Genomic DNA, 12,154 nt, shown 5'->3' with positions numbered 1-12,154 from the left:
CATTAATATATATTTAAGGAGAATAAAAATGAATAATATTACTCGCTGTCCTTGGAGTGACCATGATGATTCCTTAATTAGAGATTACCACGACCACGAATGGGGCAAATTAAACTTAGATGAACGTTACTTATTTGAAATGCTGGTGCTGGAACTGTTTCAGTCTGGTCTCAGTTGGTCTACAGTTTTGCATAAACGGCAAAATTTTCGCCAGGCTTTTTGCAATTTTGTTCCAGCAGAAGTTGCACAAATGACTGAACAGGATCAGGCGCACTTATTGCAAGACAAAGGAATCATTCGCAATCAAAGAAAAATTGCCGCTGCAATTACCAACGCACGCGCACTATTAATTATTGATGCCAAATACGGCAATTTTGCACATTATTTACAAAAATTTATTCCCACTCCTATTATTCATCATCCTCAGACAAGTGATGAAGTACCAACGACAAACAAGATTGCCCAAAAACTAGCAAGACAGATGAAACAAGACGGTTTTACTTTTGTTGGTCCTGTAATTCTATATTCATTCCTTCAAGGCGTTGGTTTAGTCAACGATCATTTAGAAAATTGTCCCTTCAAATATCACGGATAAAAAAAGTGAATCAAGCTGATACTTACTACTTGATTCACCATATTCAGATATTTTCGTTTTTAGACTAATTTTTTACGGATCCAGCCTGAAATCCAGTCAATGATCACAACCATAATGATGATACCCAGTAAAATGATACCAACTCGGTTCCATTGACGGTATTGCAACGCAATGATTAACGGGTAGCCAATACCACCGGCTCCAACTAAACCTAAGATAGAAGCAGAACGAATCGAAACATCAAACCGATATAACGTGTTTGAAATCAAAGCCGGCATTAAGTTAGGCAAAGTAGAAAACATAATAATATTTGTCTTTGAACCACCGACAGCTGTAACTGCTTCGTTAGGACCATCATCCAGGTTTTCAATTGCTTCAGAAAAGAGCTTGGCGAGCATCCCCACTGAGTGAAAGCCTAGTGCCAAAACACCGGCAGCAGAACCTGGTCCGACAGCTTTAATAAACATTAAGGCTAAAACAATTTCTGGAAATGATCTGATTACTGCCAGCACAATCTTGCCTGACCGTGAGACATACCAGTGCTTGTGCTTAGTATTTGCGGCCCAAAAAGCAAAGGGCAGTGAAATAATGGCAGAAATGAATGTTCCTAAAAAGGCAATGCAGACAGTTTCCCATAATTGCGACAGCAGGTCTTCACCTGAGCCGTTATAGACATAAGACCAATCAGGATGAAAAATGCCAGAAAAGATCGCACCGGCAATTTGTCCGGCTGTTTCTTTGATTCCGCCAAAATCGATTCCTGTGCATGACCAAATAATTAAGACTGCTGTAACAATTGCTATGAGCCAGTGCAAAACACGTTTTTTGACATCTATGGGCCTAGGAGGCAATTTTTTCATACTTGTATCCATTATTGCATCAACGCCTCCCGTGATTTAGATGAAACATAATCAATCAGTACCACTACTATAATGATCACGATAATAATTGTACCTGTCTTAGGATAATCAAAAATCTGCAGTGTCTGTTGCAGATACAAACCAATACCACCGGCACCGATATAACCTAAAACAGTTGAGGCACGCACGTTAATTTCAAATGCATACAAGCAATAGGAAATAAAATAGGTAATAACCTGAGGCAAAACCGCAAAGACAATGATTTGCAGCTTATTAGCACCAACAGCCGTTAAGGCTTCAATTGGACCCGGATCAATAGTTTCAATTGCTTCGTAAAACAGTTTGACCACAATCCCGAACGTACAGATAGCCAAGGCTAAAACACCGGCTACTGGCCCTATACCAACAATAGCTACGAAAATAGCACCTAAAAGCAGGTCGGGAACTGTTCTGATGATATTCATAATGATCCGCAATATCCCAGTGAGTGCTTTATTTTTCACAATATTGCGGGCAATAAGCAAAGAGTAAATAAAAGCAATTACAGAACCGATTGCTGTACCCAAGATCGCCATCTTAATAGTTTCCAGCAAAAGTGGCACTACTGTACCCAGATAAGACCAGTCAGGATGCAGCATTTGCAGGAAAATGTCGGCAAATTGACCAAAGTTGGCAAACAAGGCGCCTAAGTCAGTTTTGGTTTCATTAGTAGAAATGAATAATCCAGCAATAAAAAGCAGTACCCAAAGCAAATTTAAGATTTTAAACTTTTTCTTAGGCAAAGCCTTCAGCTTTTCTTGTTCTGAGCTACTCATCTTCATCACCACCGGAATAGATCTGATCAAACGTTGCTGCTGGAGTATCAGACATCTTGCCGTCATAGATAATTTCACCAGCACGAACTCCAATGACCCGCTTGCCGAATTCCTGTGCCAGTTGCACGCTGTGCAGGTTAATGACAACAGTCATGCCATGCTTTTCATTAAGCATCTGCAAGTCTTTCATCACACGGCGTGAAGTCTGCGGATCAAGTGAAGCTGTTGGCTCATCTGCCAGAATAATATCCGGGTTTTGAGTCAAGACACGCGCAATAGCTACCCGTTGCTGCTGTCCACCGGACAATTCATCAGCCCGAGAGTAAACTTTGTCTGCAAGATCAACTTGTTGCAAAGCATCATAGGCTCGTTGTTTATCTTCTTTAGTAAAAAGGTTTAGAGTGGATTTCCAAGTTGGATAATATCCCACTCTGCCAGTTAAAACGTTACGCATCACACTTGAGCGCTTTACCAAGTTAAAGCTTTGGAAAATCATCCCAATATGACGCCGCAAAGTTCTTAACTTTTTACCTTTGGCCTTAGTAATAGATTCACCATTAATTAAAATATCACCCTCGGTAATATCAATTAAACGGTTAATCGACCGCAAAAACGTTGATTTGCCGGCGCCAGATAGACCAACAATAACGACAAATTCACCTTTATTGATAGTTAAATTGACGTCTTTTAAACCAACAACATCTTTGCCATAAACTTTTTTAACGTTTTTTAATTCGATTATTGGCTTAACTGCAGAATCTGCCATTATATACTTCCTTTGTATTCCCTATTTTTTGGTCGATTCAATAACTTTTTCATATTTACGCACAACGTTAAAGTCACTGTCTTTAGTGTGAACGTATCCTTCATGGGTGTAAATACTCTCGATGACTTTTTTACCCTTCTTAGACTTGCCAATATCGATAAATGCCTTGGCCAGCTTCTTTCTGAATGAATCAGACATGCTGGGAACAACGGAAATAGTATCGTTTGGAATAGGCTTAGTAAAGTAAATTGGTACTACTTGACTCATGATTTTAGGATTATCGTCTTTCACAATTGTCCGCGCATCTTCAAATACAAATGCGGCATCTGTGTCACCATTGAGGACATTCAAAACAGCTTGGTCCTGACCAGTCACAGTGACTAACTTGCAACTCTTGCGTACATCAAGGCCTTTTTCCTTCAACTCAGCAATCGGGAAAACGTAGCCGGCTGAAGAGGTTGGGCTTTGAATAGAAATTGACTTGCCTTTTAAATCTTTCCAACTCTTAATTTTAGAATTTTTCTTAGCTACAATCTCAGCACGATAGAAGTTAACCAGTTCCTTGGTTGGACGTCCGTTTGGTTGTTTAACTCCATATCTTTGTGCTTGAAGCAATACATCTGCCGCACCTTGCTTGTGAGCTAAAATATACCCATTTGGTGGCAAGAAACCTACATCAACTTTCTTAGACTTCATGGCTTCGACCACTGTGTTGTAATCAGTAGACATTGAAACGTGAACTGGAATACCTAAACGGTCTGACAGCATCTTTTCCAGTGGTTTTGCGCGAGACTCCAACTTAGTGGCTGCCTGACTAGGAACGAATTGGACGTTCAAAGATTTGGGCGTGCCACTATCTTTGCTCTTTTCCTTATTTGAGCAGGCAGTTGCCATTAAGGCTACTAAAAAAACAGCAGCACAAGCTAATATTTTTCTAAATTTTCTCATCATGCCCTCCCAGACATAAAAAAAGACTTTAGCTAAAAACACAAACGTGAATTAAACTAAGTCTTTCAATAACACTTTTACTAAAAAAGCGAACAATACCTTTTTGAAAGGAACGAAAAGGCTTTTTTGCAAAAACTTCAATGAACGCTAGGCGCCGTTGATATTTTTGCATTACCTTCACTCTCCTTTCGACATACTGTATTTATTCTATCAAATAATAGCAGAAATGTTTTATTTAGAAAAGAGAATTGACTAGAAATCTTATTTTGTTTAAGAAAGTTTATTTAATTCCTATTATGCGGCTTTTTTAGATTTTTAAAATATCAGCAAACTATTTCTTAGTAGAAGCAATTACTTTATTGTATTGACGAATAATGTCGTAGTCGCTGTCTTTTGCGTAAGTATAACCTTCTTGGTTATAAACATTTTCAATAATCTTCTTACCTTCTTTAGACTTGCCAATAGCAATAAATGCTTTAGCCAGCTTCTTTTTAAAGGATTTTGGCAAACTTGGGATAACTGAAATAGTATCGTTAGGAATACGCTTGGTGAAGTAGATTGGTACTACCTTGCTCATAATCTTCGGATCATCATTCTTAACGTTATTACGTGCATCTTCAAATACGAAAGCAGCATCAGTATCACCGTTTAAAACGTTTAAGACGCCTTGATCGGCACCCTTAACAGATACAGTCTTGCAACTCTTGGTTACATCTAATCCCTTTTGCTTTAATTCAGCAACTGGGAATACATAACCAGAGTCGGAAGTGATGTCTTGAACAGAAATTGACTTGCCTTTTAAGTCCTTCCAGCTCTTAATTTTTGAACCCTTCTTAACCAGGATTTCACCACGATATGAGTTGACTAATTCTTTGGTTTGAACGCCATTTGGTTGTTTAATGCCATAACGAACTGATTGTAAAAGCAGGTCAGCTGCTTTTTGCTTGTGAGCCATAATGTATGCATCTGAAGGCAAAAAACCGACATCAACTTTCTTTGACTTCATAGCTTCAACTAAGCCATTGTAGTCAGTTGACATTGAAACATGTACTGGAATGCCAAGGCGTTTGGACAATAGTTTTTCCATCGGTTTAGCCCTTGCTTCCAACTTATTGGCAGCTACACTCGGTACGAACTGAACGTTGAGTGATTTTGGCGTATTACTACTTGAACTAGACTTCTTACTTGAATTGGAACATGCTGTAGCACCAACTGTTAATAACAGTACGAAACATGCTATCAGAAACTTTTTGATTTTGGTCATTTGTTTTTTACACTCCTAATAAATACATTTACCATAACTTCATTTTGCTTAAGCATAAACATTGTTGTCACTTTCATGGCAATACATTCATGTAAATATCCAAATAAAATCGATCTGAATTAACTTCTGCTTCTATTTTCCATTAATATCCTCCCGAAATTAAGCAAATAAAAAAGGCAAAATATGCCTATTGCATATCATGCCCAAGTAGTTATTCTGAAAGAAAAACGAACGGTTAACGAAGATAATTTTAAAGTATTTAAATAGGAAAATAAATTATAGGTTTTTCCTGTTACTTTCATTACCCTCAACCTTCCAAACAGTATAATTACGTTCATTTCATACAGATAATACCATAAATATTCGCAATCACGCAAGGAAATATCGGATTTTATTTCGTTATTGTATTATGAAACTGAGCTTTCCGAACATCAATAGCGTGATACTTTTTAAGGTTCCTTATTTTGCATAAAAAAAGACACACGAATTATCTATCATATGTCTTTTAATTTTAGAACTCTATTTATTTTTACGTTCTGGCTTAATTGGATTATTGTCAATATCCGTTCTGACAATTAGGACATCAGCCAAAGCATGTTGATTAACATATTCTGTAACAGAACCCATCAACATTCTTTCAACTGCATTTAAACCAGTTGCACCCATAATAATCAAATCATTATGATGGTCTTTAATAAAGTCATAGGAAATAATTGCTTTTGGACTGCCATAACGAATGTGGTAATCAATATCATCAAAACCCAAATTGTCATGAGCCCATTCCTTTAAACTCTTAAGATATTTTTCTGAATCTTGCGTCATCTGATAAACGGTATCGCCTGTAATCAGCGTATCTTGCATCTCACCTAAAAACTGTCTGGTATCAATTACGCTTAAAACATCAATGTGAGCATTTTCCGTCATTGCAATTTTAACTGCTTTATCAAAGGATCTTTCTGCCGACTCTGAACCGTCGACTGGAACTAAAATACTAGCTTTTTTCGTTTCCATGTTCTCACCCTTTTGAAATATATTGTTCTTTTGTTTATTTTACCATAATTTTGATATACTCTTGGCTTTTTTTATAATTGTTTATATACTTGTTTATTGCTAAAATTAGGTGTAATTGTCAAACGTAAAGGTGGAGGTATCATGACCCAAAAACTAAAAAATCAATTAATTGGCGTAAAAAGTGGCCGTAATTTTCGCGAGCTTGGTGGCTATCAAACTAATAGCGGTAAAACCGTCAAAATGCACAAATTGCTTAGAACCGCTAATTTGGCATTGCTTGATAAGACTGATCTGAAGTTTTTACAAGACTATGGCGTAAAATACGTTGTTGACTTTAGAAGCAAGGACGAAGTTGACCGCGAACCTGATCGTATACCTGAAGGTGCTGTTTACAACTTCGATCCAGTATTTAGCGAAGATTTGACTGAATCTTCTAAGGGAATTGACGAAATTCTCAGCGAAAAGCATCAGGATCCTAAAGCTGGATTTGACCACATGTTTTTAGCCTATGATGACATGATTAAAAGTGAGTCTGCCCAAAGAGCCTACCGCCACTTTTTTGACGTGTTGCTGGCTAATGACCAGGAAAATCAAAGTGTGATTTTTCATTGTACTGCTGGCAAAGATCGGACCGGTTTTGCGGCATTATTAATTTTATCGGCTCTTGGCGTACCATTTGAAACAATCAAAAAAGATTATCTTTTAACAAACGTTGCCACCAAAGACTTTGTTCATAATTTTTTACAAAAAGCTAAAGATGAAGGAGCAAATGACGCAACCCTAAACATCTTAAAAGACTTGCAAACTGTACATTCTGAATACATTGACTTTGTACTTACAACTATAAATAAAAATTATGGTAGCGTTGAAAACTACTTACGTGATATTATGAGATTAACTGATGATGAAATCAGTAAGTTGCGTGAAATTTATTTAAATTAGGTTTAATGGTAAGGAGAAATTTTATGACTAAAACAAAAACTGTTTATTTTGGTGCAGGTTGGTTTAACGATAAGCAAAACGATGCTTACAAAAAGGCAATGAAAGCTTTAGAAGAAAACCCAACCATTGACCTTGAAAACAGTTATGTTCCTTTGGATCATCAATATAAAAACATCAGCGTTGAGGAGCATCCCGAATATCTGCGTGATCGTGAATGGGAAACTGCAACTTACCGTGGCGATTTAACCGGTATTAAAGCCAGTGATGTTATGATCGGGGTATATCTACCTGATGAAGAAGACGTAGGTCTTGGTATGGAACTAGGCTATGCTTTATCACAAGGAAAATACATTGTGTTGGTCATCCCTGATGAAGACTACGGCAAACCAATTAATCTAATGAGCTGGGGCGTTTGCGACATTGCCCTTAAAGTGAGTGAATTAAAAGATTTTGATTTTAATAAGCCTCGCTTTGGTTTTTATGATGGTGCTGTTTATTAAAAATAACATTTTCTTGAAGTAAAACTAAATAAGACGAATAAAAACCGTTTCTAGCGAAACGGTTTTTGTGTGAGCAAGATATGATTGTTCAAGGCAGTTTAAGCTTAGTGCATAAAATTAACTGCATATTGTTAAATTAGTGCTAGTTTTGCAATTTAAAATACCTTGTATTCTTTTACGCTATGAATTCTGCTCTTATAATACTTAATTGCACCGTAAATACATTCATGCTAAAATACAGGTGTAAGAAAAAGGAAGACTTACCTCAATAAGTCTTCCTCACTTAGAGCCGCCACAAAGGACGGTAGCTGCGCTTATAATATTTTCTGTTTAATATTAAAAACCGCCCAGCCAGTATCTAGGACGGTTTTTGATTTGCTTATTTATCATGATGCTTGTCAATAAACATTAACAAGGTCAAGATAAACATACCAATGTTAAGCATTAAACTTAACGCTTCGGCAGTGCTCATCAACTGCTGCTCCTTTCTTTTGGGAGACTGAAGTATGAATCAAGATAATTCATAGGCCTCACTTCCTTCATGAAAGCGGCAGCTACCGTACTTTTAACTTTTCTACGCTAATTAAATTATAACAAACCAATCTCAAATATTAACTGGATTTTAGAAAATTATCTATAATCATATACACCAAGCCATTAAAATGGCTTGGTTTTTATTTTGAAGGTTATTTCAGTAGTTACAATACTTATTAATGCACGCATCAAATGCTAATCATGCCTCTGCCATGGTATCGTTTATAATTTTGAAGTAAGGTCTGCCCCAGCAGATAGTTCATTTCTTGTTGTATAGCAATTAAAGTTATGGGAACAAATAAAGCGACACTCTTTAAAACAAATTTTCTATATCTAAATTGTTTATTCTGTCAAATAATCTAAAATGCGAAACATTGCCCTTTTATTTTCCTTGGGAACAGGATGCTCAATAATTTGCTTAGCTGTTTGTTTAAACACCGAACCGGATAGATATTGCGCGTCGTTAACCACAATTTCTTTGGTATTATCTGTTTCTGGTTCTAAATGAAACTGCAAACCAACAGCTTGTTTTCCCAAGACAAAACCCTGATTTTGTAAATTATCATTGGCAAATAAGACCTCAGCTTCTTCTGGTATTTCAAACATCTCTTCATGCCAATGTAATACTTCTAAACTTTCAGGCAAACCGCTAATTAATTTGGACTGCAACTTGACCGGACTCCAACCCACTTCTTTGACTGGAGCCTTTTTAACCTGATAGCCTAAAGTTTTAACAATTTGTTGCGCGCCAAAGCATACTCCTAAAACAGGCTTTTTTTCTTGAAATAGCTGCTTAATTAACTGACGCTCCTGCTTAATCCATGGCAGATCATCATTTGGACTCATAGGACCGCCTAAAATAACTAGTAAATCTGTTGTGGCAGCAGCAGGCAAAATGCCAAATTGGTAAGGATGATATACATAAAAGTCATGGTGATGCAGGTCAGCCCATTCCTGAATTGAACCGGGGCCTTCGTTTGGCGCATGTTGTGATACATTAATTCTCATTATTTTGCTCCCTTTTAAAATGATTCATCTCCACAATATTTTTTCTAAAATTTTCAAATAATAATTTAATATTATTATAATTTCGTGATAAAATAAAGTTTATTTAATTAAAACTATTTATATTCCAAAGTACCAGGAGAATGCAATGTCTTTCAAAACTTTTTTTAAAACATTACCTAAGTCATTATTATTGGGAATTCTAATTGCAACTATAATTTATTCTTTTGATGGCGTGGTTTTATCATCAGTAGTTTCAAATGTGACGCTTTTCAACCGCCATACACCCGCTATAAAAGCAGTGTTGTATATCATTAGCAGTTTGCTGGCTCTGGGATTAGTTTATTTCGCCATGACCCTAAAACAAATCTGGATCAATCAGGCAATCAAATTAATGAATATCAAAATAAAAGATAGCTTTGTTTACGGTCAGATAGTTAACCCAGACTTTGCAGCAGTTGCTTCAGATAATGTTTCAAAAATTTTTAATGACTTCAAGTTGATTGAAACTAATTATTTTAAAAATTTTTTTGAGTTGTGTGGTGCCATTTTGATGGCTGTAATATCCAGCTTTTATATTCTTTGGCTTAATTTTACAATAGGGATCTTATTCATTTTGTTTTCACTGCTGCCAATGCTTTCATCCAAAATTTTTGGCAAAGTATTAAGTGATTCCTCTGAAACTTGGCAAAAAAGCAGCAGCACTTATTTAGGCAAAGTAACCGACTTGTTTAATGGTATTCGCACAATTAAAACTTATTTAGCTGAAAAAACAATGTTTGCAGATACAGAAAACTACTTGCAGCAAACAGAAAATTCTTACAAAAAGATGAATGACTATCAAGCTTGGGCAATTTTTCTCAGCGCCATTCTTTCTGCATTGAGTTTTATTCTTCCTCTTGGTGCAGGTTTGTTTTTTGTTATCAATGGTCAGGCTGAACCAGCAGCTATTATCGCCATTTTCTTAGCCAGTGACCGTGTTGTTGGGCCCCTGAGAAATGCCGCACAATGCCTAAATGAGATGAAGACAACAGAAAATATTCGTAAAAGTCTCAAACTGTATTCGCTTGAATTTGCAGAAAACAAGAATAGTCACCTTAATTCTCCTAGCATCAAGATAGATGATGTCAGTTTTGCTTACAATGACAAAAAGGTGATTTTGACAAATTTAAGTTTAACAATTCCATTCAGAACCAAAATTTTAATTACTGGTAAATCCGGTGCAGGCAAATCAACAATCTTCAACTTAATAGAAGGCTTCATCAAACCTACAAGCGGACAAATTTTTCTTCAAGATGGTTCTCAAGTAGTTAAAAATATCGCTGGTTCTGGTGAACTTGCTTATATTGCTCAGAGTCCATTCATGTTCAATGACACTTTACGTCTTAATCTGACTCTAGGTAAAGAGTTTTCGGATGAAGAATGCTTGAAAGCACTAAAAGCAGTCGGTTTATTAGCAGAACTAGGTGATAATTGTTTAGACAAAAAGTATGGTGAAAATGGTGCAAATCTGTCAGGTGGACAAAAGCAAAGAATTGAAATTGCTCGTGCACTGATTTACCGTAAAAAGATTATTTTAGTAGATGAGGCCACCTCGGCTTTAGATAATGAAACAGGTAAAAAAGTGCAAAAAGTAATAAACAGGTTGAACTGCACTGTGTTGGAAATTGCACACCATTACGATGAGCAAATATTTAAAGACAATAACTTTAAACATTACGTGTTGCAAGACAACACTCTTTTAGAACAGAATAAATAAACTTAATACAAATTTTTTATTATTCGGCTATATATTGAACCAGGGCCTTCGTTTGGCGTGTGTTGTAATACATTAATTCTCATTATTTTGCTCCTTTTAAAATAATTTAGCATCATAATGTTTTTAATAAAATATTATAATAATGTTTTAATATTATTATAATTTAATGATAAAATAAAATTTAAGTCTATACAGTAAAAAGATTAATTTTTTTATTGCGTAGCCTTATTAAATTTAATTTGAAAGGTTCAAATGATGCTGAAGTATAAACTTAATCCGAAAATCGCCTTATTCTTAATGGGCATTTTACAATTTTTAATTGGTATTCTTTTTATTTATTATGACAAAGGTAAAATAGCTACATATACTTACTTTTTCTTTGGTGTAATATTAGTGCTAAGCGCTATTTTCATTAAAACCACCCACCCTGTAAAAATTATTCAAAAAGCTAATCTGGATGGCGGAGAAAAGTTTTTCAAGTGCTTATTTTTAGCAACTTTGGCATTTTCGCTTCTAGTATTAATTTTTGATAGGAATAATCTAACTTCGTATATTCCACAGATTGATGCATACTTATTTTTTATCCTATTTTAACCTATTGGTTCCAGGAAAAGTAGTAAATAAAAAGTACTGCAACAGCTCAATCAAAACATGCGATACTTTTTAATTTCCAATTCCAAAACGAATTGGATTTTTTTTGCATATAAATCCCAACAGCTTTATTTTTGATACTTACAACATAATAGCCCCGTTCTTTAGTTCCACCTTGAAACTCGCTAATTTTCTGGCAGCGATCACTTGTTTTAAGAGAATGTAAAAATTCCGCTGTTTTTCTATTAGTTGCTACTTGGTTAATTTCTCGTGTATCGTGATTCCTTATTATGTGATTAACCTGGTATTGTGCTACGTCAGGTACATAATCATTTGATGCCCAATAGTAAAATAAAAAAAGACCAACGGCAACAATGCACGCGAATATAACAAATTTTACTTTTCTAGTCATAGGCGATCCCTCATTTATAATATTGAACAAATAATAATTCATGTTTTTAAAAAAGCAACATATAAAAATGACTGGCTATCATTTGCATAATGATAGCCGGTCCTTAACTATATATTGATAAGCTATTCTAATTAGTAGAAAAATTTCCTTTA

General features: G+C 35.6%; 14 protein-coding genes. 5 read left to right on the top strand and 9 right to left on the bottom strand.

All coding sequences use genetic code 11. The features are described 5' to 3' along the window. Positions 1-28 precede the first annotated feature (28 nt). Positions 29-595 carry a DNA-3-methyladenine glycosylase I gene (locus LDM90_RS01525; RefSeq protein ID WP_198212469.1) on the top strand — a complete coding sequence of 189 codons (567 nt, stop codon included), beginning with the start codon at positions 29-31 and terminating at the stop codon, positions 593-595. Positions 596-654: 59 nt separating this feature from the next. Here LDM90_RS01525 and phnE (LDM90_RS01520) read toward each other — a convergent pair whose 3' ends face one another. From phnE (LDM90_RS01520) to LDM90_RS01495, 6 genes are all read right to left on the bottom strand, one after another. Continuing rightward, positions 655-1,467 carry a phosphonate ABC transporter, permease protein PhnE gene (gene phnE, locus LDM90_RS01520; protein WP_198212471.1) on the bottom strand — a complete coding sequence of 271 codons (813 nt, stop codon included), beginning with the start codon at positions 1,465-1,467 and terminating at the stop codon, positions 655-657. Further along, positions 1,467-2,270, bottom strand: coding sequence for a phosphonate ABC transporter, permease protein PhnE (gene phnE, locus LDM90_RS01515; RefSeq protein ID WP_198212473.1), 804 nt, complete (start codon positions 2,268-2,270; stop codon positions 1,467-1,469). The genes phnE (LDM90_RS01520) and phnE (LDM90_RS01515) overlap by 1 nt, the downstream gene beginning before the upstream one ends. Beyond that, positions 2,263-3,036, bottom strand: coding sequence for a phosphonate ABC transporter ATP-binding protein (gene phnC / locus LDM90_RS01510; protein ID WP_223896298.1), 774 nt, complete (start codon positions 3,034-3,036; stop codon positions 2,263-2,265). The genes phnE (LDM90_RS01515) and phnC overlap by 8 nt, the downstream gene beginning before the upstream one ends. Before the next feature lie 21 nt (positions 3,037-3,057). Beyond that, entirely contained in the window at positions 3,058-3,984 is a 927-nt protein-coding gene (locus LDM90_RS01505; protein WP_223896297.1) for a phosphate/phosphite/phosphonate ABC transporter substrate-binding protein, read from the bottom strand. A 331-nt stretch (positions 3,985-4,315) separates the two neighbouring features. Beyond that, positions 4,316-5,248 carry a phosphate/phosphite/phosphonate ABC transporter substrate-binding protein gene (locus LDM90_RS01500; protein ID WP_223896296.1) on the bottom strand — a complete coding sequence of 311 codons (933 nt, stop codon included), beginning with the start codon at positions 5,246-5,248 and terminating at the stop codon, positions 4,316-4,318. Positions 5,249-5,767: 519 nt separating this feature from the next. After that, positions 5,768-6,259 (bottom strand): universal stress protein, encoded by a 492-nt coding sequence (locus LDM90_RS01495; protein WP_034978255.1) that lies wholly within the window; start codon positions 6,257-6,259, stop codon positions 5,768-5,770. A gap of 141 nt (positions 6,260-6,400) precedes the next feature. On the opposite strand from LDM90_RS01495, the gene LDM90_RS01490 reads away from it, so the two are divergent. Further along, positions 6,401-7,201 (top strand): tyrosine-protein phosphatase, encoded by an 801-nt coding sequence (locus LDM90_RS01490; protein ID WP_223896295.1) that lies wholly within the window; start codon positions 6,401-6,403, stop codon positions 7,199-7,201. A gap of 23 nt (positions 7,202-7,224) precedes the next feature. Continuing rightward, entirely contained in the window at positions 7,225-7,701 is a 477-nt protein-coding gene (locus tag LDM90_RS01485) for a nucleoside 2-deoxyribosyltransferase (RefSeq protein ID WP_046332661.1), read from the top strand. 379 nt (positions 7,702-8,080) lie between these two features. On the opposite strand, the gene LDM90_RS01480 is transcribed toward LDM90_RS01485, so the two are convergent. Next, positions 8,081-8,173, bottom strand: coding sequence for a putative holin-like toxin (locus tag LDM90_RS01480; RefSeq protein ID WP_223896294.1), 93 nt, complete (start codon positions 8,171-8,173; stop codon positions 8,081-8,083). A 404-nt stretch (positions 8,174-8,577) separates the two neighbouring features. Beyond that, on the bottom strand, positions 8,578-9,243 hold the full coding sequence (locus LDM90_RS01475; protein ID WP_223896293.1) for a type 1 glutamine amidotransferase: 666 nt from the start codon (positions 9,241-9,243) through the stop codon (positions 8,578-8,580). Positions 9,244-9,388: 145 nt separating this feature from the next. Between LDM90_RS01475 and LDM90_RS01470 the strand changes: the two genes are divergently transcribed. Together LDM90_RS01470 and LDM90_RS01465 are read left to right on the top strand one after the other, a co-directional pair. Beyond that, the gene (locus LDM90_RS01470; RefSeq protein ID WP_198212485.1) at positions 9,389-10,999 is read left to right on the top strand and encodes an ATP-binding cassette domain-containing protein; all 1,611 of its coding nucleotides are present in this window, start codon (positions 9,389-9,391) and stop codon (positions 10,997-10,999) included. A gap of 255 nt (positions 11,000-11,254) precedes the next feature. Continuing rightward, the gene (locus tag LDM90_RS01465) at positions 11,255-11,593 is read left to right on the top strand and encodes a hypothetical protein (RefSeq protein ID WP_223896292.1); all 339 of its coding nucleotides are present in this window, start codon (positions 11,255-11,257) and stop codon (positions 11,591-11,593) included. Between the two features lie 46 nt (positions 11,594-11,639). Here LDM90_RS01465 and LDM90_RS01460 read toward each other — a convergent pair whose 3' ends face one another. Next, positions 11,640-12,002, bottom strand: a complete 363-nt coding sequence (locus LDM90_RS01460; RefSeq protein ID WP_223896291.1) for a hypothetical protein — start codon at positions 12,000-12,002, stop codon at positions 11,640-11,642. Positions 12,003-12,154: the final 152 nt, after the last annotated feature.

Origin of the sequence: Lactobacillus huangpiensis (assembly GCF_019972815.1) — a bacterium.
In the GTDB taxonomy this organism is placed as follows: domain Bacteria; phylum Bacillota; class Bacilli; order Lactobacillales; family Lactobacillaceae; genus Lactobacillus; species Lactobacillus huangpiensis.
The sequence above is the reverse complement of the archived record's forward strand: the minus strand, read 5'-3'. Positions and strand labels throughout refer to the sequence as shown.